Origin of the sequence: Ferranicluibacter rubi (assembly GCF_011603255.1) — a bacterium.
In the GTDB taxonomy this organism is placed as follows: Bacteria; Pseudomonadota; Alphaproteobacteria; order Rhizobiales; family Rhizobiaceae; genus Ferranicluibacter; species Ferranicluibacter rubi.
This window is the reverse complement of record NZ_JAANCM010000002.1, coordinates 187512-212652: the sequence shown is the minus strand read 5'-3', so window position 1 is coordinate 212652 and position 25141 is coordinate 187512. Positions and strand designations below refer to the sequence as shown.

Sequence of the window (25141 nt, the reverse complement as noted above, 5' to 3'; positions counted from 1 at the left end):
ATGCTGCTGCCGCTGCGGAATGTGACATTGGAACCTTCCCTCCTTGGAACGGGTAATCGCGCGGGTACTAGCCCGCGTTAAACTATCGTCAGTCGACTTTGCCGTGGTTGCCGTCTCGTAGTAAACGAACGCTGTTGAAGCCGGTGAGTTCCCTAGCAGCCGAGCTTTCGAAACTGTCGTCTACGGGACTAGGGTATGTCACGAATGATTCTCGTGCAAGTCACGAGTTAGTAGCCGATGGTTAGCGGTTTCGACACTATTTTGTTGCATCGTAATTTGGTCGTTTCGGCGTAGCCGTCGTGCCATGATATCGAGGTAAGTACGGCTCCTTGCGGGTCCATCACCCTGCCGAACCCGCCACCCGCTCTGCACGCTCAGCATTTGCCGCACCAATCGCCGCAATCGCGTCCTTCTCCTCCACTGCCTGCATCCTCGACCCCACCGCCGACAGTTCGCAAAGCCCGCCGATCGGATAAGATTGGATGGTATCGGCATAGACCTCCGTCACAATCCCCCACCCGCCCACGAAGACGTGCTGCGCTGCCTGGGCTGCCATGAGGCCAGGGATGCCGGCCTTGAACTCTCCGGACGCCAACTGCCGCTGAGCATCGCGATCGACCATCGGCGAAATATGCGCCTGAGAGATTCCCTGCACCTTGCGATCAAGTTGGTACGACGAGACCCAGAACCCTGCAGGGCCGTTATCCGACCAGCCGACGACGTAGAGGTCGAGGTCATTCCGCATGGCGTGCGCTTCGGCCGGATCATCGTATTCGGCGGACAGGATCTTGTCGAAATTCTGGGCGATGAAGCTGATGGCGCCGGCATAGTTGACAGCATTCATCGAAATCATACGTTCGAATACACCAAGGGCCGCATGGTAGCCGCGGACGGAGATGGCGAGCTTCGCCCAGGGGAGCGTTCGCACTTTCGGGGCGTTCCATTGGATACCGCCCTGGGTGGTCGCTTTGGTGTCCGTGAGGAGGACTGCTGCGTGCGGCCAAATGATGATGTTAGCTGCGGACATGATCGAACTCCAGGTAGCCGCCGCCGGCCGATACTGCCGAGGCGATTGAGACAGCGGAAATGGACGTGCCAAGAATGCCGGCGGTGGAAAACCCGAGCGACACAAAAAGCGGCGTGAAGATCGGGTCATTCTCGAACGTGGCGTAGGCGTTCCCGCAATGCTCCAGCATGCTGGGAAGGGAGAACTGGCTGTTCATTCGCTTCCTCCCGCGGGCACGGCTTCGCCGTCCGGCGTGGTATCGGTTTGGGTCATTGTGGATCCTGAAGATTTCGGTGGAACGGAGCGCGTAAAGCCTATTCAATCGAAGGCTGGCTACTCGCTGAAAGTCAGCAGCGATTAGAGGAGAGCATGATATTGGACACACTTATGGCGATTTTCGCTCAAAGGGGGCCCGCACCATTCCTCGCCATCGCATATGGAATCTGGATGTACGGCGTGCCGTTGTACGAGCGCCGACCCATCACGGTAGAGTCGACTTGGGGTGTCCAGTTCCTGTCGGTAGCGATCACAACGACAGCTGTTCAACAGCAATACACTCAGGCTAGGATGCTGGCGGCGATCAACATTGCAGTATTTCTGACGATCTCGTTATGTCTACTGCTTGCTTGGATACAACGCATTCGAAGCGGCGACGAGGACAGACGCCTATTCAGATGGCGAACACATCTCAGTTCAGATGCAGCAATTTTGGTAGGGGTGTTGGCAATCCTTGCCTGTCAGCTAATCCCGCTCTTCATGCACGCCGACGGTACAATGATTGACGGCAGAGGAACCGGCACAGTCAAGCTGGCTTTCGGAAACGTTTACTTCGGGCTGGTTTTTGCAAGCACGCTTTTTATCAGCGGATGGCTTATGGTGTTGCCGGCCGCCTTTCGCGATCGTCTCGATTGAACCGCTAACGTCTCCGCCGCACCCGCGGATCGCCAAACCGTTCCAGCGCCCACGGTACACCTTGCTCGACATGCCGAGACGAGCGCCAGCGATCGAGCAATTCGTCCGCGTAGGCCAGCCATGCGGCGCGAGCGATATCGTCAGATGGTCGCTCGCCTTTCGGCGCAATGCCTGCGTCAGCAAGATCGTCGAAATAGTCCGTGCCGCACTCGAGGTACAATTCCCAGGTTTCCAAGCTGGCCGTCGCCATGCGCTTGGACTTTCGGCGTTTGACGGGCATCGCTACCTCCTGTTCGATCGCAAGGCGGGCGGACGAACGGTCTCCGGACCTGCAATATCAAGGTCCAATTCACGCAAAAGGCGCGCAAAACCGGTGCGAGAATCGCGCTCGATGGCGACTTCTGGCCTCGCGCGGGGCGTTCCGAAGCGGTCGTTGAACGTCAGGCCGTATGCTGCGATCGCCTCGCGGGCCTCGTCTCCGCGGTCCCAGGCCTCAGCAGCGCGCGTCAGAAGGCGGACGTGATGATCTTCAAGCGCGAAGTCGCGCAGAACGGCTGCGAACCACCGCCTGGTGGCCGGCCGGAGGTGGTCGGGTGGTTTCACTGGCTCTCCAGAAATCTTGATTCATCGGGGGCATGCGCGTTGCGTACGAATCAGGGCCGCCGGTAGTCGGTCGAGGCCGATCGGCGACTTTTTCGGAGCCCGTCTCGAAGGGGTGCCGCCTGCCGGGGCTCGGCAGACGGCGTGCTCTTGGCATGTGAAGGGATAGGGAGTGGCGGGCCTTCACACGCCTACGACCGAGCTGGCCGTCTCATCACCCCGCCGGATTCAGCTAGAACTGACCGGCGACCAGAGCCTCCGGACGATACACCGCAAGTGCCAGTCGTTCCTCAATACGGGCAGTCGCCATATTGAGCTCGAAGTCGTTCGAATTTTCCGTGGAAATTTCGAAGGTGACCTGCTGCCTGTCGAAGAGCTGAGCGGCAGTGGAGAATGCACCAATCAAGAAGGTGCCGGTCGGCATCGCGGTCGTTTCGGCGATAGGCAGACGCCATACCCGCGCGGTCTGTTCTCCGGCGGGGTTGCCGAGAATGTAGCGGCCCTCGTTGTCTTTGGTCAGCTCCAGCGCGGCTAGGTCATCTGGATGCATCATGATGCCATCCGCACGATACTCAGCCTTACGCACCTGTAGCGCTGCGAGCCTAAGCCGGTCGATCGCCGTGGCATCCTGGGGTACGAAGGCTGGCGAGAAGATGGATGCCTGGCCCATGAGGCCCAGCAGGTTCTGGCCTGTGCCGTCACCAAAGAGGATCTGGTTCTCTTCCTTGAGCTTGAGACCGGTCGTGCCGCGGAGGTCCAGATAGCTGATAAGGCCCTCGGCGTCCTGTAGCATCTGGATTGAGATCTTGAACAGATGAGCCAGCGTCCGAACCGGCGCGGTTTTCATATTGAAGGTGATGTCGGAGTAAGGCTTCTGGGTCGTTTCTGCGACCATGGCGGCATTGTTCGTGAAGCCTGTCTCCTGCACAAACTCAATAGAGCCTGCCGTGGTCTTGCCTGGGGCAATCAGATCTCGAACCGTTAGCGCCCGATCCGGCTGAGTGACGATACCCGCAATCCGCTGCGCCGGGACAAGCGAGGTAGAAGCAGAACGACCAGTACCAACGGTCGGATTGGCGCTTGTGATGGCAGCCATCTCGACCTGGGCACGACCACGATTCACGCCGCCGTTGAGCTGCTTAAAAGTGTCGGAGGCGACCAGCGAGGCGGCAAGTGAGTTGCCGGCGTCGAAGTTGTCGTTATCGTACTCGCGCTCACGGGCGGCCCGCTTCTCGAGTTCGCCGAGGCGGGTGCCGAGGTCTTCAGCTTTCGCGTTGAAGTTATTGCCAAGGTCGCGGATCATTGTTGCAAGTTCAGACATTTAGTTTTCCTTAAAATATTGGGGGTTCTCGGCACGAATGCGGGCGCGTCGAGCGCTGCTGTCGGTCAGCTCTTCGGAAAGGGCGCGTTCTGTTGCCGCTACAGCGGCCTGGAACTCAGGCGCCGACGCCGCGAGCCGTTCGTCGAGGAGCGCGCGCTCTGCGGATGACGCATAATGCTGATCCCACACGAACTGCCGCGCTGACGCTGCGTGTTTGACGACGGCGAGAAGATCACCGTTTGGTTGCGTTTTGCTGGCGACTGATTCGGCCCGCTCCAATAGTGTTTTGATGTCCGTCACGCGGATTTCCTTATATTCTGGATTGCTGCCAAGGCGTCCGCCGTGGCGGGGCTCTCACCGCGAAGCTCGGCCGCGATGGCGCTAAGCGCCTCGCCGGGGACCGTGCGTGCCGGTGAGGCGGTGGTGGCCGATGCGGGCTGCCCAAAGAGAATGTGCTGGCCTGCGGCGACAACGGAAACGCCAGGAGGCGATTGCCTTGCGAAAAGATGCCGGATTGCGAAGGGCGGGCCGAACAGGATTTCGGAGAGGAACGCGTCAAAACGTGTGCCGTCGGTGGCGGTGAGCGCGCCGAACGTTCGGACGGCATCAGGCCCGCTTGCGATCCCGCTCTCGGCGAGTAGCGCGACGAGCAGTGAGACGATTTCTGGCTCGGCCAGATCGTCAGGCGCCTTCTTGGCAAGACCAGAACCGGAGATGACGCCGGCCTCTTGCAACTTGCTGAGGATAGCTTGGGCGCGTCCGACCTTGAGGTTTAAGCGACGCGCCAGAATATGCACAATCTCGTACCGGCGCATTCGACGCCTCCATAATTTTGGGAATTAATAAAATTGGGCGAAAACCGAAGGCGGCGCCGATGGACTAGGACCATCAGACGCCGCCTGGATCGACCAGGGCCGCCCCTGGGATTTCGCTGCGCCGGTACATCCGCGGTCACAGGGAGAAAAGGCCTGCTACTGGGACTGCGATGTAGCAGGCAAAACGAAAGAGAGCGCCTGAAGCGCTCCCTATGCCGTATACTTTTCGAGATGCAAAAAGGGGACCGAACTAGGCCGCGAGAGCAGCGTCTAGCTCTTCGCACGCCGCAATAAGGGCGGCCTTGCCTTGTCGCTCAGCGGTCTTGCCCCCGTGACCAAGGGCCTCGCCAACCTCGCGGAAGTTAGCAGCCGTCAATGCGAAGTCGAGGATCCGAGCGGTTTCCGGACGGACAGATTCGCGGACCCTGACGGCTTCCTGTGCGTCCTCGACGGGATCACTGAATTCGAACCTGCCGGCGTTGCTGTTGGTGCTCAAGCCCACCGTCAACTCGGCGGCATTGTCGTTGTCCGCCCCCTTCGGACTGGTGAAGCGATCGCGCGGGCGGTACTTACCGACAAAGGTGACGCCGCCCAGCGGGATCCGAACACTGCCCCGCACGATATTGCCAACCGCGTCTCGCACGAGAGCTGCTTCTTCCTTCGCCCCGTTTGAAAACTTTACGGCGCCGAGGCGAGATATGCATTCCGGCTCCCGGCCGCGGCGCTTGGATCCTGTCCAGACCTTGGCACGCTCCATGTCGCCACCGACAGGAACGAGAGTCAGCTCACCACCGCTCCCAAGCTTGGCATGCCGACGCTCTTCAAATTCGACGTCCTTGATCGCCAGCATAGTTTCGGCCTCTGACGGGCGGATCTCGCTGTGACTGTCGAGCAGTTGCGGCTCCCCGGCTGGCCTATTGTCGTTCGCGGCTACGGCTGTCCAGTCGCAAGGGCTGGCAGCAGCGCGCCACTTGAGCAGGCCCTTGAGTTTGTCTGAGAGGGCAGAATGGCGGGGTGTAGCTGTCGTGGCTGCCTTACGCGGCAGGATGTCAGAGTCCTTGGCCTCCGCATTGTGCTGCCAGGCGGACAGGGCAACGCGATATCGAGAGGGAGTCCAAGTTGGATCAGTTATGAATGGCATGAGCAGTCCCCAAGGTTGAAGCTGGACTGGTCGCTTGCCGCGACTCTTGAATGAAGCCGCAATATTCCTGCGGCTATCATTGATAGGTTCATTTTACTTTTTTGTCAATAGTGTATTGACTTATTTTCGAAAGTATGAACCACGCGTCGCTTCGTGCCAAATTATCCAATGTTTTCTCGCGCGCGCGCTGCGCGTACGCGCGAGGCGAAAATCTGTGTTAGCGCTGATGCGAATGGGGGCCGGCGGTAGAGGCTTTGGGGAAGTCGAGACTTTGAATGGGTGCCGCCTTTGCACCCGACTTGAAAACTTGCGGCTTCACGCGTTCTTGCCCGACGCCGGTTCCCGGCGCCGACCGATCGTCGACTTTTTTATGACCCGTCTCTATCCAAAAACTTTTTTTATACAGGTTTAGCGACAGAAACCCCCGACGCCGATACCCGGCGGGCTGATGTCTGGACTTCCAGGGCAGCCGTCGGCTTCCTGGGTCTCGCCACGGGCCATTCTCCGGATTTCGAATTTTGCGGATGTAAGAAATTGCTTGGGCCGACGGTAGAAAGGGCGTCGATCGGGGACTTTTGAGGCGCCCGCCGTCTGGAACCATCCAGCTCCAGCCCTGTTGGCCCTGACACCAACAGGAGAGCACGACATGGTCGACAAACCCAAAGGCAAGCCACCCACGGCAAGTGACGACGCTCGCGCCAGTGATGGTAATGAAGCAGATAAGCGCCGCGACGAGGCCGTAAAAGCGGCAGACGAGCGGGTGGAAGTGCAGAAGGAGACGGCGAAGTAGCATTTGCCGGCATGATCGGCGTCATGGGAACCCGACGTATCGAATGCAAGACCCCGGATAGTATCGTCCACTGTCATTTTTCTAGAAATTAACCATTTTACTCGTCGGTACGTTGACTCGCGTGCGGTGGGACGTATAACACGGGATAAACCTGCGCCCTGATAAATTGGGCTTGCTTCCAAACATACATTCAGCAATAAAAAAGGCACGTTGATCGCTCAACGTGCCTTGTGTTTTTGCCGCGGCTGCCCGGCTTGCCGTGAGGCGAAACGTGCGTTGCTGCGGTAGTCCTAGCAGATCCAAAGTAGCGCCCAAGGCCCCTTTATTCAAGCTGGATTAAGGAGGCCGATATGGCCAAAAGTAGCAAGACGTTCCCGATCGGCAGAAATGCCACAACCGGTCGCCTGGAGTCCGTGAAGAAAGCTGAGTCTCATCCGACGAAAGCTGTAGTCGAGCGGATGCCGAAAAAAGGCCACGGCGATTCAAAGTAAGCGAGACAGCGGCGGGGGAAACCCCGCCGTTTCATATTCGAGGGAACATGATGAGCAATAATGACAGACCTAGAGTGTTCGTGGGCGACTCATTATCGACGCCGCACCTGACGAAAATGATAGGCGTCCCAGTCGATAAAGGGCTGACGACGCAACACCTCACTCAGCAACTTAAAGTACCAGTTGCGCCGGCGGAGGCACCGACGCAGCAACAGCAGTCTGCAAGTGAAGCAAAAAAGCCTTGAACTGGCTCGAAGTCGTTGGAACGCTAGCCAACGCCGCAACAATTAGCGGCGTTGGATTCGTTGTTTGGCAAATGAGGCGCGACAGATCGTATGCCTCTGCGTCAATCGTTCTTACGATTTGCTCGAATATCAGAAGTAGCATTGAAGAGGTCGGCCGATCGGCAAGTGCTGATATGCCGTCTCACAAAACGTGGGAACACAGCTTTCGCAACCTCCTCAATGAACTTGAACTGGCTTCCGCTATCGTTCTAGACAAAGCTGCATCGGGAAGGAGCGGCAAGATTGCGGAGCGCTTCCTCATCGACATTCTAAAACACATCAATGGTGATCTTGGAATGAAGTCGAAGGTTTCGGCTGCCATTCATCAGGAAACGACGTTCGTGAATTTGCGTGATTTTCTCCGGAAGCACCGAGCGGACTTGCAATGATCTTAGAGATTATCGCCGCCAGATCGTTGCGTTTGAACCTTCACCCGCTCTCCCCGCTCTTCCGCCGGTAAACACTCCGGCAGGCTAGCGGGAAGATTTCGCCGCCTTCCTCCTCTACGATGACGATGAACTTCAGGAATTCCGGGTCATCGACAATACCGATCACCCGAACAGGCTCATCGTCCTCGTCGAACGCATCAAACGGTGAGATTGCCACCATCTGCGGCGCGGGCTTGCGGTCCTCGAGAGCGTCGGTGAAGCCTTCGCGAACGGCTCGGTAAAGTTCTGCGGTATCCATTAGGCCGCCTTCCGATAAGAGATTGCGAGCTTGTTGTTGACGATGCACTGCACAGCTTTTCCAACCAGCTGGTTGGTGTCTGTGATTTCCTCGCCAATACATTCGCCAAGGATAGCAATGAAGTCCCTCCCCCGCTGCTGGATTTTTGGATCAGGGTGGACGTAGTAGAGCGTATGCTGAGCGTCCCAACCGGGCGCCCCCCATGACAGGTCGAGCACGACTTTCTGAGTTTGCGGACCTACTTCCTCAACGCGTGCATCCTCTATTGTCGCGTGGAACGTACCGAATGGGGTGAACGGGCCAACGTCCATCACCAACGGGCCTGGGGTGTTATCGTTCTCAAACACAGGCTCCGGCTTTGCTTTCGGCTTCGCATTAGCCTTTGACTTCGCGATCGCTGCACCTTTCGCGTCGTCATGGATGAGAGGTAGGTCTTCTAGCCATCGCTCTCCGGCAAGCCAGTTGGCAGGCTCAGGAATCCACTTCTTGTCTGTGCCGTGTTTCTCATAATGTCGAGCCCAGTCTCCAGCCACCTCAATTACAATGTCGACGTCGCTGAGTATCTTCTTCCATTCTGCCCGGGCTTTTTTGATGCCGTGTTTCCGCGGCCAAGCTTTCCAGAATTCATCAAATCCATCTCCCGAAGCCGGTCCCGCTACGGCGGCCGACAGGCCAGCCGTGGGCGGCGCCACCGGCGCGGCTTCGAATATATCTTCCACTACATGTCCCCGGGTCTTGTGACCGGGTCCAGTAGGTGGGTCTTCGTTCGGTGTTTTCTGAACGCTATCGGCCGTAGCGTTCGGAGTTTCCCGAACGCTTGTGTTCTGGTTTTCCCGAACGCTAGGCTCATCCTCTGCAGCGTTCGGAATTTTGCGAACACTACAGGCTTTTTCCCAGATCGGCACGTATCGGCTGGCCCGGCGGCCTTTGCCTAGCTCTTGGCTAAGATATCCCCAAGCAACCAAATCTGTGAGGGCGGCATGCACGTCACCGAGGTAAAGACCGACGCCCGCCGGATCTCGCTCTTTCAACGTGTCAGCAACGTGCCGGACGCTGGCCAGGGCGTCGCCATACTTGCTGTGAAACCAGTCAAGGATGAAGCCGTAGACGGCCAGATGCTTGCGCTTCATACGCTTATCGAGCGGCGCGAGCGTGAGCAGACGGAACTTGGCCTCGAGGCTCTCTGGCTTTGGGATCTTAGGCTCGCTCATGGGCAGCCACCTGATAGGCCTCAAGCGCCATCGCGGTAAGCCGCTCGGCCATCCGGTTGGCTAAAGGTGGAGGTGCGCCTGTGACCCGCCTGCGGGGCGCAGATGACGTGGTTGCCGTCGGGCTGGCGAATGAGGCGTAATCCGTAAAGGCGGATATGCTCGTTGAGCTCGACATCGACGAAGGCGACACAGGTGCGATCGCCTTTCTCCTTCGTAGGATGAGCGTAGAGAATCTTCATGTTATCTCCATGTTGGCGCACGACGGCGCGCCCGCCGGCATGGGCCGGCAGGGTGGTTGAGGGTTGAATGGGGGTAATTGTTGCCTGCTAAGCGGGCGGTGCGTCGAACCGCTTAGCAAGCGCGGCCGTTAGTACTTCACCGGTCAGATCAGGCCCGGCTGTAAATCCCTCGAGACGAAACCGCTGGCCGTCGTGACTTAGCTTCACGTGGCGAAATGCATTGCCGTCATTAAGCTCTACGTCGAAATCGGCATGCACAAAGTCGGGAGCCACAGCCAGCAAGATTGTGAAATGTCGGATCGCCCAAGGCTTCTTGCTCATGCGCTCACCTTCACGGTCGGACGGTTATCGTTCGCGGCGATTACGCGACGCTCTGCAACCCATGAGTCGAGATCAGCCGTGGAGTAGATCACGCTCGACCCAAGCTTTGCGAAAACGGGACCGCCGCCGTAGCACCTGGCTTTGTCCAGAAATGATTTCGACAGGCCCAGATATTCCGCCGCCTGCTGTACCCTTAGATTCTTTGTCATTCGCGCCCTCCGTGTTGGATGATGGTATATGCGCTTGGACGCCCGAAGAATCAGCCGCACGATGTTTGAACTTCGTTCGGTTACTCCTCTTCCTCGCGGTAAGCCGACGCCCTTCTCCATTCGGCGACACACCTTTGCACATGGCGATTGCTACATCCGAAGTGGGCGGCGGTCTTTGCCTCGGCCTCTGCATATGTGCGTCCCGCACCCTGCAGTTCACCGAACATTTGCGAGATATCCAGCCAGTCTTCCGGCAGTTCCGGATTGCCATTGCGCAGGCGTTTCTGCGCACCTGGCGGCAATCCGATGCGCTCGATCCAGTTGGCCGCGGCATGCCTCACGGCTCGGTCGTCCGGCTTTTGCCTGAGAGCGTGAATAAGCTTCTGCAGGGCCTCCTCTGCCCTACCCTCCCATATCGCGTTCTCGATCGCGTTTGCCGCTTGGCTGTACGGAAACGGAAGCGCCGCCATCACTTCACCCCCATGGCCGTTGAAATCTGAGAGGCGATAGCGTCTGCAGCGCGTCGGGACGAATCTGCGTCCAGATGCGCGTATCTCTGAGTCGTCTTCGCATCAGAATGGCCGAGCAACTTGCCGATGACGGGAAGCCCGAGACCGGACCAGGCACCTACCGAAGCGAACGAATGTCTCAAGTCATGTATCCGCAGCCCATCAAGACCGGCTCGCTTGGTAATGGCCGTCCACGGGCGCTTTAGATCCGCACGCGGCTTTTCGTCAGGCAGTCCAGCACTGTCTCCCGCGACGACATAGATACCGATCTTTGGCAGGCCGGCTAGAACCTCGACCGCTGCCGCCGAGAGAACGATCGTGCGGCGGCCAGTCTTGCTGTCGGGCAGAAAGAGCAGGCCGCGTTGAACATCAACTTCATCCCAGCGCAAATGCAGGACTTCGCGCAGGCGCATGCCTGTCAACATTAGCAACCGAATTGCGCCAGTCACTGATGGATGCATGACGCTGCGCTGGCCTTTCGGCGCGTGTTTTGCCTTTGACACAACGGCCTCGAACCCTACCGTCTCTGCCTCGCGCATCGCTTCACCCAAACGTGCCATTTCTGTTTCTGACAAGAACCGCTCGCGGCCCTGTTCCTTGTTCAAATCGACGCCTGAGGCTGGATTGAACCCCTCTTGCACATATCCGTGTTTCGCGCCCCATCCGTACGCAGCGGACAGCAGTTTCATCGCGCGGTTCGCCGATACCCTTGCCTCCTTCGACATCGCACTATGCGCGCGCTGGACGTCAACGCGGGTAACACCAACAGCCTTCATCGATCCGAGCCGCGGCTCGACATGCTTCTTGGCAATCGTGCGATAGAACTCGACCGATGACGCCTTGCGGTTGGTCGCGACAAACTCATCGATGTAGGTGTCAACGAGTGCCTTCACGCTTACGCTCGCACGATGGTCAGTCCGCTCCTTGGCCAAGTCCTTGCCAAGGCCAGCGTGCGCGACAGCCTTGCGAGCAGCCTCCCTGGCCTCGGCCGGCTTCAACGTCCCTACCCTACCCAACTTCACCCGCCGCTTCGTGCCACCTGCGACAGGCCTGTATTCCACGAAATACGTGCCAGTGCCGGCGGCCGTTCTATAGAAGCCAAACCCTGCTAGATCCTCGTCGAAGAAGAATGTCGTCGTCGCTGGTAGCGCGCTCCCCATGACCTCTGAAACGCTCGCTGCCGTGATCTTCAGTTTTCCCATGCCCAACCTTTTATAGCCACATTGTAGCCAGCATATTGGCAGGTAGCCCGTATCAGTCAAGGGGACATCGGTTGGATTACGTTGCAATTACAACAGATAAAGCTATGCGATCCAATGCTAGGAATGGCTATAAAAGAGGTTCTTTTAGACTGGGGGTCAAGGGGTCGTCGGTTCGAATCCGGCCATTCCGACCATTTAGATCAACCATTTGAGTGGTTGAATAGAGCTCCCCCAGGGCTCCTCGGGACAGCAAGGCTGTTGCTGATAGCGATTGCACCTCACCCCACGAAATTTTTGAGCTGATGTCTATCGAGCCGATTCGGCGTGTGCTCAGGAACGAGTGGAGCACGTTAAGCACGCGCGCCCAAACCTCCCGGTAAAGGTGTATTCCGCTTGCAATACGTAAGCGTGCAGTTATTCTTTTCCCCGTAAAGTATGGGGGAATTTTGTGAAAAACATCGTAATTGCAGCACTTTGCGCTGCCACGCTATCGGCTTGCCAAACGAATTATATGTACGTTCCGATTGTGCCCAACCCGCCGAATATGGAAATGGTGGAGGCTCAATGCCAAATGATGTCCTCAAGTACGCAGACGGGTTACATTGCGTACGGAAGCCAATCCTATGTTACGGGTGCCGCTATTGGCAACGCGCTTGGAAACGCTATTGCCGCAGATCAATTCGTCCGCCAATGCATGACGATGAATGGATGGCGACGGGTGCCGCGTCCAGCGCCGACCCAAGTCAAAGCCCAGAGACCACCAAAGTACGCAAACGCGACAGTGCGCGCTCATGAGGCAAAAGGAGCTTTCCCGTCCCGGCCGAAGCCGTTGCCGAGATAGGATGACGCCACTTGCCAGCCGGCACCGTTGTTTGCTGGCCTCGCGATAGGCAAGCTCTGCACCGTACTCACTTGTCATCGTTGGACGCAGGCGAATCCTCAACCCCGTCATTTCAGATCAAGTCCGGGATGACGGACGAGAGGTTCGCAACCGACGAAATATATGCAAACAGCAAAACGGGACGACGTGTGGAATGTTGATGCTCACTGTCGTGTGCTATGCAAGCACCTATTCACGCGCTGGCTTCAACGAACCTGATCCAACAGCCGCTTGCACTCCAACAAATCATACAGTGCCTCCTGCAGCAGAGCCCGGTCTTCCTTGTTAACGGAGGTCTTCCCGACGGAGACTTCGGGCATGTCGTCGGTGCCGTTGCCGAAGGAGAAGAAGCGACGGCTGGTGGGGAGTTTGGCGCGGCCGACGATCTGGTCGTCGTCGGGCATGCCGACCTTAGGCTGCTGCTGCGACGGCGCTTCGTCGTTGCTGGCTGCGGCCAGCGCCTCGACGGTGGCAAGGTCGCCGCTGGCGATCGCCGCCACGAACTTGTTGCCGTTCATCTTCAAAAGCTTCTGCACGCCCTTGATGGTGTAGCCATGGTCGTAAAGCAGGTGGCGGATGCCCTTCAGCAGGTCCACATCCTCGGGCCGGTAATAGCGTCTGCCCCCGCCCCGCTTCATCGGCTTGATCTGGATGAACCGCGTCTCCCAAAAGCGCAGCACGTGCTGCGGCAGGTCGAGATCGTCGGCGACTTCGCTGATCGTGCGAAACGCATCCGGGCTCTTGTCCATATCGTCCTCAATCACGCCAGGTGCGCCACGAGCCTTGAAAGCCGTGGCCGGGTGCCGCCATGTCCCGATTCGGGACGACGATCCGCTCTGTGGGGCATGATCGCACAATCGGGCCGTCTTTCAACGGCTTAGGCGAAGGTTTTCAACCGGAAAAAACAGATGCGTCCGTTCGGTGCCGCGAAACTCGCCGGCACGGTGCGCCCTCAAGGTGCCGGTGCGACCGGCTTCTGCTTGGCCTTGCGGGCCAGATGCGCCTTGAGCACGCGCTGCTTGAGCACATTGGAGGCCTTGAAGGTCATCACGCGGCGCGGCGAGATCGGCACTTCCTCGCCCGTCTTCGGGTTGCGGCCGATGCGCTCGTTCTTGTCGCGCACCTGGAATGTCGCGAACGAGGAGAGCTTGACGCTTTCCCCGCGAACGATGGCGTTGCAGATCTCGTCAATGACCGTCTCGACCAGTTCGGCGGATTCGGTGCGCGACAGGCCGACCTTGCGAAAAACAGCCTCTGCGAGGTCTGCTCTCGTTACCGTTTTACCGCTCATGATCCCCCACCGATGTTCTGGAATATCGATTGCAGAGAAGAGTATTGCCGTTGACCACGTGGGTCAAGGCCTTCATTCCCAACGCTTTTCATCTACCAGCGCCCGCTCGCTTTTCCTCTACCAGCGAATGAGGACGGAGCCCCAGGTGAAACCGCCGCCCATGGCTTCGAGCAGAACAAGGTCGCCCTGCTTGATGCGCCCGTCCGACGCGGCCTGGTTCAACGCCAGGGGAATGGAGGCGGCCGAGGTGTTACCATGGAGATCGACGGTGATGACGACCTTTTCCGGGGGAATGCCGAGCTTCTTTGCCGATCCGTCGATGATGCGGCGGTTGGCCTGGTGGGGCACCAGCCAGTCGATGTCGTCGGCCGTGGTGCCCGTGGCCTCGAAGGCCTGCTCGATCACGTCGGTGATCATGCCGACGGCATGCTTGAAGACCTCGCGGCCTTCCATGCGCAGGTGGCCGACCGTTCCGGTGGAGGACGGGCCGCCATCGACATAGAGCTTTTCGCGGTGGGCACCGTCGGAGCGCAAGTGAGCGGTCAGGATGCCGCGATCCGCGATCGTGCCGTCGCCCTCCCCGGCCTCCAGAACCACGGCGCCGGCACCGTCGCCGAAGAGCACGCAGGTGGTGCGATCGTTCCAGTCGATGATTCGGGAGAAGGTCTCCGCGCCGATGACGAGGATGCGGCGCGCAAGTCCGCCGCGGATATAGGCGTCGGCCGTGGCCATGGCATAGACGAAGCCGGAACACACCGCCTGTATGTCGAAGGCGGCACCGTGATGCATGCCGAGTCGCGCCTGGATATTGACGGCGCTGGCCGGGAACGTGTTGTCCGGCGTCGAGGTCGCGAGAATGATGACGTCGATGTCGGCCGGCGTCAGGCCCGCGCGGTCGAGGGCTGCGCGTGCGGCGGCTTCGCCGAGCGATGCCGTCGTCTCGCCTTCGCCGGCGATGTAGCGCTGACGGATGCCGGTTCGCTGCACGATCCACTCGTCGGTCGTGTCGACTCTCGCCTCCAGGTCACGATTGGTCACCACTTGTTTCGGAAGCGCTGCCCCGAACCCGCGAACCACAGAACGGATCATGTCTTTGTCAAACCTCACCACCGGCACCCGTCGGCGTCCCTTCGGGGGCCCGGGTCGCGCGGTATTTGTCCAAGTCGGTCTCGATCTTGGCTTTCAAACCATTTCGGACCATGTCGTAACCGACATCGATCGCTGCTGCAAAACCTTCGGCATCCGCGCCGCCATGGCTCTTGATCACCACGCCGTTGAGGCCGAGAAACACGCCGCCATTGACCTTGCGCGGATCCATCTTCTCGCGCAGGCGGTCGAAGGCGCCTTTCGCCAGTATATAGCCGATCTTGGCCAAAAGAGTACGGGACATGGCCGCGCGCAGATATTCCGCGATCTGGCGGGCGGTGCCCTCGGCGGCCTTCAGAGCGATATTGCCGGAGAAGCCCTCGGTGACCACGACATCTACCGTGCCGCGACCAATATCGTCGCCTTCCACGAAGCCGAAATAGTCGATTCCATCGAGATTGGCCTCGCGGATCAGCCGGCCGGCTTCCTTCACGTCCTCCTGGCCCTTCATCTCCTCGACGCCGACATTCAGGAGGCCAATGGTGGGACGCTCCATCTCGAACAGCGCCCGCGCCATCGCGCCGCCCATCAGGGCGAAATCCATCAGCTGCTGGGCGTCGGCGCCGATCGTCGCGCCGACATCGAGAACGATGCTCTCGCCCTTGAGCGTTGGCCAGATCGCCGCGATCGCCGGACGCTGGATGCCGGCCATGGTGCGCAGGCAGAAGACGGACATGGCCATCAGCGCGCCGGTATTGCCGGCGGAGACGACGACGTCGGCCTCATTGCGGTTGATCGCATCGATCGCCTGCCACATGGAAGCCTTGCCGCGGCCGCGGCGCAGCGCCTGGCTCGGCTTCTCGTCCATGGCGATGGCGATCTCGCAGGCATGGAACGTGCTTGCCGCCTTGACCTTCGGGTACTTCTCCAGGATCGGCAGGCACTCCGCCTCCAGACCATAGAGCACGAATCGGATGTCCGGATGCCGCTCGAGCGCCTTGGCGGCGCCGGGGATGATGACCTGCGGACCATGATCGCCGCCCATCAGATCGAGGGAAATTCTGACCACGTGTTTCCTATCCTGCTGTCCGTTTCGTGCCCGCCTGCCCGCCCGCGCCGGATCGCGCTGGCGATCGCGCATGGCGACACGAAGTGGTCCTTAACCGTTCACGCCGGGGAATGCGAGCCGATCCCGCGGTTCGGGCGGCCGGTTTTCCGCCAAAATGCCTGTTTTTCCATAAGTCATACCTGAAAAACCTATGAACAGGCGCAATTCGCTCTCGCTTTTAGTCTTTCTTCCAGTCCTTGAGGGCGGCAAACGGGTTCGGGCGCTTGTCGTCCTTCTCGGTGCTTTCGATGTGTCCCGGAAAGGCGGCACCCGCCTTTTTCGGATAGGGGTCGATCGCCATGGCCGCATGCTCGGCCACCGTCTGGCCGATATCGATCGTATCTCCGACGAAGATGTCGGGCGCATCCGGACCGTCGGGGTCCACCACCATCTCGGCAGTCTCGACGGTCAGCGCGCGGGCGAGCTTCGATCCGTCCGGCACGTAGGTCGCTTCCACCGGTTCGTCTATGTGGCTTTCCACCGGCTCCAGCGTCACCACGCATTCCTGCACCAGATCAGCCATCACCCGGCCCTTCACCCGCACTCCGTCCTTCTTCCAGCGGGCGATCTGTAGGTCGGCCTTGAGGCTGCGGACCTCCGTCACGTTCCACTGGCGCGCCAGCGCTTCCAGCGCCTGCGCGTCGGCCTCAAGACGCAGGTTCGTCAGGCTGGCAGAAAGGGTGCTGACCTTGACCGGATGGGAATAGGCGGAGATTTCATCGGGCTTCACAGGTCATTCCTTTGTCTAGCGTCGTCTGCAGTCAAGGTTTCCGGCATCGGCAGAGCCTCAGGCGCAGGGATCGCCAGCGCTCCCGTCTCGACCTGATCCTCGCCGGTTGCGGTCAGCGCGGCCTCAGCCGACATCATATAGGCGGCAAGGGCTGCCATCGAGGGTGCAGGCCCCTCGGCCTTGGGGTGAAAATTGCGCCGGAGCGCCGCCTCCAGCGCCGGCCGGTCGCCCTGGTCGAGCGCTGCGGAATAGCTCTCCAGCCGACCATAGAACATGGAGGCCAGCTTCTTCATGCGCTTGGGCACGCTGACATCGCCGACGCCGAGTTCGCGGATCGAGTGATCGACATCCTCGAAGAAGGCATCCACGATCTCCTGCGCGATCTCCTGCCCTGCCCGGGCGGAGGCCCGTGTGCGGCGAAAGTAGAGAATCAGCACGGCCGAGACCATTTCGAACCGTCCCATAACGGTATCGGGCACATCCATGCTTTCATAGAGCACAGGCTGGCGCGCTGCGGCCGTCAGGAGGTCGTACTGACGGGCGACGATGGCGGCATTGCCGTTTTTTTTGCCGAACAGCCCGAAAAACATCATTAAGCCCAACTTTCCCCGCTTCAAACACTCTGAAACACCGGGGGTACGCGCATCGTCTTGTTGCATGATCGCGGAAGCTGGTTTACCGAAGCAGGCACGAAAAGCAATGGCGCATCTGCCGGCGTATCTTCAAGGGAGATGTCGTTGACGAGACGTTTTTTCAAGTCCGACATGCAGTTTCTGAACCGGACGGGCCTCGCCGTCACGCTCTGCGCGGGCCTCCTGGCCGGCTGCCAGAGCTCGGGCGACCTGTTCACCGTGTCGCAGACCTATAACCAGGGATACGTGGTAGATCAGGAGACGCTGGCGCTCGTGCCCGTCGGCTCCAGCCGCGAGCAGGTGCTGCTGTCGCTCGGCACGCCCTCGACCACCGCGACCTTCGACAACGAGGTGTTCTACTACATCTCGCAGAAGCGCCGCCGCCCGGTCGCCTTCATGAAGCCGAAGCTGATCGACCAGAGCATTCTCGCCGTCTACTTCGACAAGGACGGCACCGTGTCCCAGCTCGCGCACTACACGCAGCAGGACGGCAAGGTTTTCGACATGATCTCCCGCACCACGCCGACAGGCGGCAAGGAACTCACCTTCCTCAGCCAGCTTCTGACCGGCAACGGCATCGGCAAGGGCATGGCGCGTTCTGTTCTCTCGGGAAGCGGCAACAGCGGCGGCCTCTGACGCTCATCTCGTTTCCCGTCGACAGACCGAGGGGACAACACGACAAAACCCGCAGCGCCGAGGGCGCTGCGGGTTTCTTTTGCCTTTACGCCGCTCATAGGGTTTCCGGTCTGATCGACCGGAAACCGTCTCAGGCGAGAACGGCCAACAGCAGCAGCGCCACGATGTTGGTGATCTTGATCGCCGGGTTCACGGCCGGGCCAGCAGTGTCCTTGTAGGGATCGCCCACCGTATCGCCGGTGACGGAGGCTTTGTGGGCGTCCGAGCCCTTCAGGTGGCGTTGCCCGTCCTTGTCGACGAAGCCGTCCTCGAAGCTCTTCTTGGCATTGTCCCAGGCGCCGCCGCCCGATGTCATGGAGATCGCGACGAAGAGCCCGTTGACGATGACGCCCAGCAGCGACGCGCCGAGGGCGGCAAAGGCCGAGGCCTTGGAGCCCGAGATGGCGAGCACGCCGAAATAGACGACGACGGGCGCGAGGACCGGCAGCAGAGACGGCACGATCATCTCGCGAATCGCCGCTTTGGTCAGCATATCCACCGCCCGGCCGTAGTCGGGCTTGTCCGTGCCGGCCATGATGCCCGGCTTTTCGCGAAACTGCCGGCGCACCTCCTCCACCACCGAGCCTGCCGCCCGGCCGACCGCCGTCATGGCAATGCCGCCGAAGAGATAGGGGATCATGCCGCCGAAGATCAGCCCGGCAACGACGTAGGGGTTGGAGAGATCGAAGGAGATCACGCCGACATCAGCGTAATAGGGATATTTGTCGCCGTTGGCGGCGAAGTATTTCAGGTCGTTGGCATAGGCTGCAAACAGCACCAGCGCGCCGAGCCCGGCCGAGCCGATGGCATAGCCCTTGGTCACCGCCTTGGTCGTATTGCCCACGGCATCCAGTGCATCGGTGGACTTGCGGACTTCCGGCGGCAGATGCGCCATCTCGGCGATGCCGCCGGCATTGTCAGTGACGGGACCGAAGGCATCGAGCGCCACGATCATGCCGGCGATGCCGAGCATGGCGGTCACGGCGATGCCGGTGCCGAAAAGACCCGCGAGCTGGTAGGTGGTGATGATGCCGCCGACGATGACGATGGCGGGCAGCGCCGTCGATTCGAGCGAGACGGCCAGCCCCTGGATGACATTCGTCCCATGGCCGCTGACGGAGGCCTGGGCGATGGAATTGACCGGGCGCTTGTTGGTGCCGGTGTAGTATTCGGTGATGACGACGATCAGCGCGGTCACCACGAGACCGAGGATGCCGCAGCCAAACAGGCTCGCCCCGGTGATCTCCTTGCCATCGACGGTGCCGATGACGCCCCAGCCGACGGTGACCGTCGTCGCCAGAGCGAGCCCGAAGATCGACAGGAGGCCGGTCACGATCAGGCCGCGATAGAGCGCGCCCATGATCGAGCCGTTGGAGCCGAGTTTGACGAAGAAGGTGCCGATGATCGAGGTGATGATGCAGGTGCCGCAGATGGCGAGCGGATAGACCATGGTGGTGGCCAGCGCCGCACTGCCGGCAAAGAAGATCGCCGCCAGCACCATGGTCGCGACGATCGAGACGGCATAGGTCTCGAACAGGTCGGCCGCCATGCCGGCGCAGTCGCCGACGTTATCGCCGACATTGTCGGCAATGGTGGCGGGATTGCGCGGATCGTCCTCGGGAATACCGGCCTCGACCTTGCCGACGAGATCGCCGCCGACATCCGCGCCCTTGGTGAAGATGCCGCCGCCGAGCCGGGCGAAGATCGAGATCAGCGACGCGCCGAAGCCGAGCGAAACGAGCGCATCGATCACCTCGCGGTCGCCGGGGGCATGGCCGAGCCCGGCGGTGAGGATGAGGTAGTAAAGGGAGACGCCGAGCAGCGCGAGACCCGCGACCAGCATGCCGGTGATGGCCCCGGACTTGAAGGCGATATCGAGGCCGGCCGAAAGGCTGACGGACGCCGCTTGCGCCGTGCGCACGTTTGCCCGCACGGAGACATGCATGCCGATGAAGCCGGCCGCGCCCGAGAGAACGGCACCGATCAGGAAGCCGATGGCGGCCGTGCCCGAGAGAAGCAGCCAGGCCGCGACGAAGACGATGGCGCCGACGATGGCGATGGTGAGATATTGCCGTGCGAGATAGGCCTGCGCGCCCTCGCGAATATAGCCTGCAATTTCCTGCATGCGGGCATTGCCCTGATCGGCAGCCAGCACGGACCGCGTTGCCCAGATGGCATAGGCCACCGAAACCAGTCCGCAAAGAATTACGCCCAGTAGAACAATCATGTCGTCTGTTTCCTCCTTTGGAGACCGCGCCGCACACTGCTCCGCCGATCCCGTCCCCTCCCTGCACCGCCTCCTCGCGCCGCCGGGCAGAGCTGAAGAGTGCGGCGGAGAATCGGCAAGGTCAAGCGGGGATCGCGGGCCAATGCTGGCTATGAAATCGGAACCGGTCGCGGAAAACCCGGAACATCTCCGGATGACGCAAGACTCTGTCTTTCGGCTCCCGGGACAACCCCGCCTTTGACAACCGAAGATCTCATGATAGGTAGTTGTACGGTACAACTAACTTGGAGATCATCATGCTATCGACAGGCTCCGACGAGATGATCCGCTCCATCCGCAATGCATCGCGTGGTCTCGTGCGGGAACTCGGCTTCCTCGAGCCGACGCTTGCCGGCACGGATCTGGCACCATCCGCTGTTCACGCCCTTATTGAGATCGAGGCACATCCGGCGATAACGGCCGGCATGCTCTGCACGTTGCTCAGCCTGGAAAAATCAAGCGTCAGCCGCCTTGTCCGCAAACTTGTCGATGCGGGCGAGGTCAAGGAGGAAAGCAGCAACGGCGACGGCCGCACGAAGTGCCTGAGCCTGACGGCGAAGGGACAGGGCACTGTTGCCGCCATTCATGCCTTTGCCACATCGCAGGTTGCCGCCGCCCTCTCCCGGCTGCAGGTTACGGACCGCGAAGCGGTGCTGGCTGGCCTTCGCACCTACACCAACGCGCTTCATGCCGGCAGGACCGATACTGGGCGGATCGATCGCCCGGCCGTCACGATCGAAAGCGGATATCGATCCGGCATGATCGGCAGATCGACCGAGATGCATGCAGCCTTCTATCGTCGCGTCGGCTTCGGCGCCTACTTCGAAGCCCAGGTTGCGGCGGGATTGGCCGCGTTCGTCCAAAGGCTGGACAAGCCGGTCAACGGGCTCTGGTCGGCTGTGGAAAGCGGGAGAATCGTCGGCAGCGTGGCGATCGATGGCGAGGATCTGGGCGCAGGCCTTGCCCATTTGCGCTGGTTCATCGTCGATGAAGGGCAACGCGGAGGCGGCACCGGCCGCCGCCTGCTCAGCGAAGCCCTGTCCTTCTGCGACCGCACGGGCTTTACCGAAACGCACCTCTGGACGTTCAAAGGGCTGGACGCGGCACGGCACCTCTACGAGGCCAATGGCTTTGCGTTGGTGGACGAACAGCCCGGCCGGCAATGGGGCGAAGAGGTCACCGAACAGCGCTTCGTCCGCAAGGCGGCCTAGCCCGTGTCCTAGTGAGGCCGCGCGACCTGTCAAACAGTCTGTCTTAAACCCTGGACGGGTGAGTCTTCAGTGTTCCGGCAGACTGTTGAAAAAACGATCTACTTCCGCACATCCGTCCTGAATTGCCGCGCGATGCGGTCGAGGACGGCGTTGACGAGCTTCGGCTCGTCTTCTTCGAAGAAGGCGCGGGCGATCTCGACATATTCGGTGACGATGACGGCCACGGGCACGTCCTTGCGCTCGGTCAGCTCGAAGGTGCCGGCGCGCAGGATGGCGCGCACGGTCGAATCGAGACGGGACAGCGCCCAGTCGTCCTGCAGCGCCGCGCCGATCAGCGGATCGAGCTTGCGCTGGTCGCGCACGACGCCGGAGACGATCGAGCGGAACCAGGAGGCATCGGCCTTCAGGTAGGTATCGCCGTCGATCTCCTGGCCGAGGCGATGCGTCTCGTATTCCGCGACGATCTCCAGCACGCCGGTGCCGCCGATATCCATCTGGTAGAGCGCCTGCACGGCGGCGAGACGCGCGGCACCGCGCTGGTTCGCCTGCTTGACGGGCGGCGTCTGTTCGTTCGGAGTGCTCACTGTTCGCCTCCGAGCTTGGCTTTCAGCGCAATCATCGTCAAGGCTGCACGCGCGGCAAAGCCGCCCTTGTCGCCTTCCGACTTGCGAGCGCGAACCCAGGCCTGCTCGTCGTTCTCGACCGTTAGGATGCCGTTGCCGATGGCAAGGCTTTCGCTCACGGTCAGGTCCATGAGCGCGCGGCAAGACTCGTTAGCGACGATATCGAAGTGGTAGGTCTCGCCACGGATGACCATGCCGAGCGCGACGAAGCCGTCATATTCAGTGGCGCCATTGTCGATGCCGTCGAGGGCCATGGCGATCGCGCCGGGGATTTCGAGTGCGCCGGGCACGGTCACGACGTCATAGGTCGCGCCGGCGTCCTTTAGCGCGGATGTAGCGCCGTCGAGCAGCGCATCTGCCATGTCGTCGTAGAAACGGGCCTCGACGATGAGGATATGGGGCTTGACGCTCTCGGCCATCGGTTCACCTGTCTGGAAATGGAGGCAGAATGGAATGTGGAAATAGCCGGTCGCTTTGCCGGCAGAGGCACGGGTAAAACCACGGCGAAGCCGGAATGGCAAGCCTTTTCCCGTTCCCGGCGCGCAGGGCAGCTTTGCGGTACGCGCGATTCGCGTTTAAGAAGGCGTTCATGCACACCGTTCCGACCCTTGAGACACAACGTCTCATCCTCCGCCCCTATCGCCGCGACGACTTCCCAGCCTATGCCAGCCTCTTTGCCGATGCGCAGGTCGTGCGCTTCATCGGCGGCGTGCCGTTCTCGCGGGAGCAGGCCTGGACGCGGTTTCTGCGGCAGGTCGGTATGTGGCATTATTTCGGCTTCGTGTTCTTCGCCTTGCAGGACAAGGAGAGCGGCGCCTTCATCGGCGAGGCCGGCTTCCACGATCTGCACCGCGTCATCCAGCCCTCGCTCGAAGGCACGATGGAGACCGGATGGGCGCTTTCGCCCGCGGCCCATGGCCGGGGCTATGCCACCGAGGCGGTGTCCGCCGCCCTGAAGTGGGGCGAGCGAACCTATCCCAAGGCCCGCCGCACCTGCCTTATCGATCTCGGCAACATCGCGTCGCTGCGCGTTGCCTCAAAGCTCGGCTTCCGCGAGACGGCCCGCACCGTCTATCACGGTGCGCAGGTCGTTCTCTGCGAGAGATAGTCATGTTGTACGAAGGCGTCAGACGCCCTCTGCCGGGAAGTCGGCCAGCCGCGCGGCGTAACGCGCCATCGTGTCCACCTCGAAGTTGACGCGGTCGCCGGCCTTCCGGTCGCCCCAGGTGGTAACCTCCAGCGAATGGCGGATCAGGAGCACGTCGAATTCCGTACCGTTGACGGCGTTGACCGTGAGCGACGTCCCGTCGAGCGCGACGGAGCCCTTGGGCGCGACGAAGCGGGCAAGATGCTCGGGCGCATTGAGACGGAACCGCGTCGCCTCGCCTTCCGCCTCCACCGACAGGATCTCGGCCGTGCCGTCGATATGGCCGGACACGATATGACCGCCCAGTTCGTCGCCGATCTTCAGCGCCCGCTCCAGGTTTATGCGCGCGCCGGACGTCCAGTCGGCGATCGTCGTCAGCCTTAGCGCCTCTTCCCAGGCTTCCACCTCGAACCAGCGGTCGTTGGCGCCTGCCTCCGGCAGTGCCGTCACGGTGAGGCAGACGCCGGAGTGGGAGATGGAGGCGCCGATGTCGATGGTGGCGGGGTCATAGGCCGTTGCGATTCGCAGCCGAACGCCCTCATCGAGTGGCGTCACGCTCTCGACCTTGCCGATATCCGTCACGATGCCAGTGAACATCACGGTGTCCTCTCGTAAATATCCAGGTGGTCGGGCCCAAAGGCCTCGCCAGACGTATGCATGAATGGCGCGGGTACAAGACCGGAGCGAACGGGCGATGCAATCCCTTGTGCGCCGATGGTTGGCGATCCGGTGAAAAGCAGCAGGCGATCGACCATGCCCGCATCGAGGAAGGAGGTCGCCGTGCGCGCGCCCCCTTCCACCAGCAGCGAGGACAGGCCGCGGCTGGCCAGCGCCGGCAGCAGCAGGTCGAGCCGGCGCGGATCCCATTCGAGCACTTCGACGCCGAGCGCCGACAGGGCATCCGCCCGGGCCTGCCGCCCGTGCGGATCCACATCTCCATCATCCGGCGACAGCACGCCAGCCACCGCTATAACAGGAACTCGGGCGGCCGTGCGGGCGAGCTTGCTGTCGGGTGAAAGCCGCAGGTTTCCATCGAGCACGATGCGCACCGGCGAGCGATCCTCGAGCCCCGGCAACCGCACGGTCAGTTCCGGATCGTCGGCGACAACAGTGCCGATGCCGACGAGGATGGCATCCGATCGGACGCGCAGATGCTGCACATGATCCCAGCTTTCCGGCCCGGTGATCGCGACCTGTCCCTGACCGACGGCAAGTGCGCGGGAGCCGATCATGCCATCGCGCGACAGAGCGAGCTTCAGCGTCACATGCGGACGGCCGAGGCGCTTGCGTGTGAGATACGCTTCGAGCGCACGCTCGCCTCTCGCTTCCAGCACGCCTGTTTCCACGGAAATGCCGGCCTCGCGCAGCATGGCGATGCCGCGGCCGGAGACGCGCGTGTCGGGATCCACCACCGAGATGACGACGCGGGCGATGCCGGCGCGGATCAGCGCCTCTGCGCAGGGCGCTGTGTGGCCGTGGTGGGAACAGGGTTCGAGCGTGACATAGGCGGTCGCGCCGCGGGCCGCCTCGCCGGCTTGCGCCAGCGCCTGCGTTTCCGCATGCGGCCGCCCGCCGGGGGCAGTGACGGCTGCGGCGATGATGCGCGGCCCCGCCCCGTCGTCACGCACGATCAGGCAGCCGACCGAGGGATTGCTGGCGGTGAGACCGAGATGGCCGGCCCCGACCGCGATCGCTTCCGCCATCAGCCGGGCATCCGCCTCCGCACCGCTAGCCAAGCCGGTTTCCACACCGCT

General features: G+C 61.1%; 32 protein-coding genes. 6 read left to right on the top strand and 26 right to left on the bottom strand.

The window, feature by feature from the left end; genetic code table 11:
* Nucleotides 1-340: 340 nt before the first annotated feature.
* Both G8E10_RS04880 and G8E10_RS04875 read right to left on the bottom strand, forming a co-directional pair.
* Nucleotides 341-1027 carry a hypothetical protein gene (locus G8E10_RS04880; RefSeq protein WP_167127502.1) on the bottom strand — a complete coding sequence of 229 codons (687 nt, stop codon included), beginning with the start codon at nucleotides 1025-1027 and terminating at the stop codon, nucleotides 341-343.
* Nucleotides 1014-1223, bottom strand: coding sequence for a hypothetical protein (locus G8E10_RS04875; RefSeq protein WP_167127499.1), 210 nt, complete (start codon nucleotides 1221-1223; stop codon nucleotides 1014-1016). The genes G8E10_RS04880 and G8E10_RS04875 overlap by 14 nt, the downstream gene beginning before the upstream one ends.
* A gap of 170 nt (nucleotides 1224-1393) precedes the next feature.
* Here G8E10_RS04875 and G8E10_RS04870 point away from each other — a divergent pair, with 170 nt between their 5' ends.
* A complete protein-coding gene (locus G8E10_RS04870) occupies nucleotides 1394-1918 on the top strand; it encodes a hypothetical protein (protein WP_167127496.1) in 525 nt (174 codons plus the stop codon).
* Between the two features lie 4 nt (nucleotides 1919-1922).
* Here G8E10_RS04870 and G8E10_RS04865 read toward each other — a convergent pair whose 3' ends face one another.
* From G8E10_RS04865 to G8E10_RS04840, 6 genes are all read right to left on the bottom strand, one after another.
* Nucleotides 1923-2198 carry a hypothetical protein gene (locus tag G8E10_RS04865; protein WP_167127493.1) on the bottom strand — a complete coding sequence of 92 codons (276 nt, stop codon included), beginning with the start codon at nucleotides 2196-2198 and terminating at the stop codon, nucleotides 1923-1925.
* A 2-nt stretch (nucleotides 2199-2200) separates the two neighbouring features.
* Entirely contained in the window at nucleotides 2201-2521 is a 321-nt protein-coding gene (locus G8E10_RS04860) for a P27 family phage terminase small subunit (RefSeq protein ID WP_343289696.1), read from the bottom strand.
* Nucleotides 2522-2750: 229 nt separating this feature from the next.
* Nucleotides 2751-3839 carry a phage major capsid protein gene (locus G8E10_RS04855; protein WP_167127490.1) on the bottom strand — a complete coding sequence of 363 codons (1089 nt, stop codon included), beginning with the start codon at nucleotides 3837-3839 and terminating at the stop codon, nucleotides 2751-2753.
* Entirely contained in the window at nucleotides 3840-4139 is a 300-nt protein-coding gene (locus tag G8E10_RS04850; protein WP_167127487.1) for a hypothetical protein, read from the bottom strand. It lies immediately after the preceding gene.
* Nucleotides 4136-4654, bottom strand: coding sequence for a hypothetical protein (locus G8E10_RS04845; RefSeq protein ID WP_167127484.1), 519 nt, complete (start codon nucleotides 4652-4654; stop codon nucleotides 4136-4138). Before G8E10_RS04845 ends, G8E10_RS04850 begins: the two co-directional genes overlap by 4 nt.
* Before the next feature lie 250 nt (nucleotides 4655-4904).
* Complete coding sequence (locus G8E10_RS04840; protein ID WP_167127481.1) at nucleotides 4905-5504, bottom strand: hypothetical protein; 600 nt, start codon at nucleotides 5502-5504, stop codon at nucleotides 4905-4907.
* A gap of 937 nt (nucleotides 5505-6441) precedes the next feature.
* Between G8E10_RS04840 and G8E10_RS04835 the strand changes: the two genes are divergently transcribed.
* Together G8E10_RS04835 and G8E10_RS04830 are read left to right on the top strand one after the other, a co-directional pair.
* Nucleotides 6442-6585 (top strand): hypothetical protein, encoded by a 144-nt coding sequence (locus G8E10_RS04835; protein WP_167127478.1) that lies wholly within the window; start codon nucleotides 6442-6444, stop codon nucleotides 6583-6585.
* 732 nt (nucleotides 6586-7317) lie between these two features.
* Nucleotides 7318-7749: a hypothetical protein gene (locus G8E10_RS04830; protein WP_167127475.1), complete on the top strand. Its 432-nt coding sequence runs from the start codon at nucleotides 7318-7320 to the stop codon at nucleotides 7747-7749.
* A 40-nt stretch (nucleotides 7750-7789) separates the two neighbouring features.
* On the opposite strand, the gene G8E10_RS04825 is transcribed toward G8E10_RS04830, so the two are convergent.
* The 13 genes from G8E10_RS04825 to G8E10_RS04765 form a co-directional block, all read right to left on the bottom strand.
* The gene (locus tag G8E10_RS04825) at nucleotides 7790-8047 is read right to left on the bottom strand and encodes a hypothetical protein (protein ID WP_167127472.1); all 258 of its coding nucleotides are present in this window, start codon (nucleotides 8045-8047) and stop codon (nucleotides 7790-7792) included.
* Nucleotides 8047-9258, bottom strand: a complete 1212-nt coding sequence (locus tag G8E10_RS04820) for a hypothetical protein (RefSeq protein WP_167127468.1) — start codon at nucleotides 9256-9258, stop codon at nucleotides 8047-8049. Before G8E10_RS04820 ends, G8E10_RS04825 begins: the two co-directional genes overlap by 1 nt.
* A 20-nt stretch (nucleotides 9259-9278) precedes the next feature.
* On the bottom strand, nucleotides 9279-9497 hold the full coding sequence (locus tag G8E10_RS04815) for a hypothetical protein (protein WP_167127466.1): 219 nt from the start codon (nucleotides 9495-9497) through the stop codon (nucleotides 9279-9281).
* An 87-nt stretch (nucleotides 9498-9584) separates the two neighbouring features.
* On the bottom strand, nucleotides 9585-9818 hold the full coding sequence (locus G8E10_RS04810) for a hypothetical protein (protein WP_167127463.1): 234 nt from the start codon (nucleotides 9816-9818) through the stop codon (nucleotides 9585-9587).
* On the bottom strand, nucleotides 9815-10027 hold the full coding sequence (locus tag G8E10_RS04805; RefSeq protein ID WP_167127460.1) for a helix-turn-helix transcriptional regulator: 213 nt from the start codon (nucleotides 10025-10027) through the stop codon (nucleotides 9815-9817). The genes G8E10_RS04810 and G8E10_RS04805 overlap by 4 nt, the downstream gene beginning before the upstream one ends.
* An 80-nt stretch (nucleotides 10028-10107) precedes the next feature.
* Nucleotides 10108-10497, bottom strand: a complete 390-nt coding sequence (locus G8E10_RS04800) for a hypothetical protein (RefSeq protein ID WP_167127457.1) — start codon at nucleotides 10495-10497, stop codon at nucleotides 10108-10110.
* On the bottom strand, nucleotides 10497-11738 hold the full coding sequence (locus G8E10_RS04795; protein ID WP_167127454.1) for a tyrosine-type recombinase/integrase: 1242 nt from the start codon (nucleotides 11736-11738) through the stop codon (nucleotides 10497-10499). Before G8E10_RS04795 ends, G8E10_RS04800 begins: the two co-directional genes overlap by 1 nt.
* 1086 nt (nucleotides 11739-12824) lie before the next feature.
* Entirely contained in the window at nucleotides 12825-13367 is a 543-nt protein-coding gene (locus tag G8E10_RS04790) for a MerR family transcriptional regulator (protein ID WP_092933195.1), read from the bottom strand.
* Nucleotides 13368-13570: 203 nt separating this feature from the next.
* Nucleotides 13571-13909 carry an integration host factor subunit alpha gene (locus G8E10_RS04785; RefSeq protein ID WP_110799586.1) on the bottom strand — a complete coding sequence of 113 codons (339 nt, stop codon included), beginning with the start codon at nucleotides 13907-13909 and terminating at the stop codon, nucleotides 13571-13573.
* 117 nt (nucleotides 13910-14026) lie between these two features.
* On the bottom strand, nucleotides 14027-14998 hold the full coding sequence (locus G8E10_RS04780; protein WP_167127451.1) for a beta-ketoacyl-ACP synthase III: 972 nt from the start codon (nucleotides 14996-14998) through the stop codon (nucleotides 14027-14029).
* Nucleotides 14999-15005: 7 nt separating this feature from the next.
* Nucleotides 15006-16064 carry a phosphate acyltransferase PlsX gene (gene plsX / locus G8E10_RS04775; RefSeq protein ID WP_167127448.1) on the bottom strand — a complete coding sequence of 353 codons (1059 nt, stop codon included), beginning with the start codon at nucleotides 16062-16064 and terminating at the stop codon, nucleotides 15006-15008.
* Nucleotides 16065-16281: 217 nt separating this feature from the next.
* Entirely contained in the window at nucleotides 16282-16833 is a 552-nt protein-coding gene (locus G8E10_RS04770; RefSeq protein ID WP_110799588.1) for a YceD family protein, read from the bottom strand.
* Nucleotides 16830-17423, bottom strand: coding sequence for a ubiquinol-cytochrome C chaperone family protein (locus G8E10_RS04765; RefSeq protein WP_167128010.1), 594 nt, complete (start codon nucleotides 17421-17423; stop codon nucleotides 16830-16832). Before G8E10_RS04765 ends, G8E10_RS04770 begins: the two co-directional genes overlap by 4 nt.
* Nucleotides 17424-17564: 141 nt before the next feature.
* On the opposite strand from G8E10_RS04765, the gene G8E10_RS04760 reads away from it, so the two are divergent.
* On the top strand, nucleotides 17565-18101 hold the full coding sequence (locus G8E10_RS04760; RefSeq protein WP_165916893.1) for an outer membrane protein assembly factor BamE: 537 nt from the start codon (nucleotides 17565-17567) through the stop codon (nucleotides 18099-18101).
* A gap of 130 nt (nucleotides 18102-18231) precedes the next feature.
* Here the strand turns inward: G8E10_RS04760 and G8E10_RS04755 are convergent, their stop codons facing one another.
* Nucleotides 18232-20367: a sodium-translocating pyrophosphatase gene (locus G8E10_RS04755; protein WP_167127445.1), complete on the bottom strand. Its 2136-nt coding sequence runs from the start codon at nucleotides 20365-20367 to the stop codon at nucleotides 18232-18234.
* A gap of 296 nt (nucleotides 20368-20663) precedes the next feature.
* On the opposite strand from G8E10_RS04755, the gene G8E10_RS04750 reads away from it, so the two are divergent.
* Nucleotides 20664-21617, top strand: coding sequence for a bifunctional helix-turn-helix transcriptional regulator/GNAT family N-acetyltransferase (locus tag G8E10_RS04750; protein WP_281517410.1), 954 nt, complete (start codon nucleotides 20664-20666; stop codon nucleotides 21615-21617).
* A 98-nt stretch (nucleotides 21618-21715) separates the two neighbouring features.
* Here the strand turns inward: G8E10_RS04750 and nusB are convergent, their stop codons facing one another.
* Both nusB and ribH read right to left on the bottom strand, forming a co-directional pair.
* A complete protein-coding gene (nusB, locus tag G8E10_RS04745) occupies nucleotides 21716-22201 on the bottom strand; it encodes a transcription antitermination factor NusB (RefSeq protein ID WP_110726387.1) in 486 nt (161 codons plus the stop codon).
* On the bottom strand, nucleotides 22198-22659 hold the full coding sequence (ribH, locus tag G8E10_RS04740; protein ID WP_110800064.1) for a 6,7-dimethyl-8-ribityllumazine synthase: 462 nt from the start codon (nucleotides 22657-22659) through the stop codon (nucleotides 22198-22200). Before ribH ends, nusB begins: the two co-directional genes overlap by 4 nt.
* A 170-nt stretch (nucleotides 22660-22829) precedes the next feature.
* Here ribH and G8E10_RS04735 point away from each other — a divergent pair, with 170 nt between their 5' ends.
* Nucleotides 22830-23348 carry a GNAT family N-acetyltransferase gene (locus G8E10_RS04735; protein ID WP_167127442.1) on the top strand — a complete coding sequence of 173 codons (519 nt, stop codon included), beginning with the start codon at nucleotides 22830-22832 and terminating at the stop codon, nucleotides 23346-23348.
* Nucleotides 23349-23366: 18 nt separating this feature from the next.
* On the opposite strand, the gene G8E10_RS04730 is transcribed toward G8E10_RS04735, so the two are convergent.
* Entirely contained in the window at nucleotides 23367-23984 is a 618-nt protein-coding gene (locus tag G8E10_RS04730; protein ID WP_167127439.1) for a riboflavin synthase, read from the bottom strand.
* Nucleotides 23984-25123 carry a bifunctional diaminohydroxyphosphoribosylaminopyrimidine deaminase/5-amino-6-(5-phosphoribosylamino)uracil reductase RibD gene (ribD, locus tag G8E10_RS04725; protein WP_425530821.1) on the bottom strand — a complete coding sequence of 380 codons (1140 nt, stop codon included), beginning with the start codon at nucleotides 25121-25123 and terminating at the stop codon, nucleotides 23984-23986. The genes G8E10_RS04730 and ribD overlap by 1 nt, the downstream gene beginning before the upstream one ends.
* Between the last annotated feature and the right edge of the window lie 18 nt (nucleotides 25124-25141).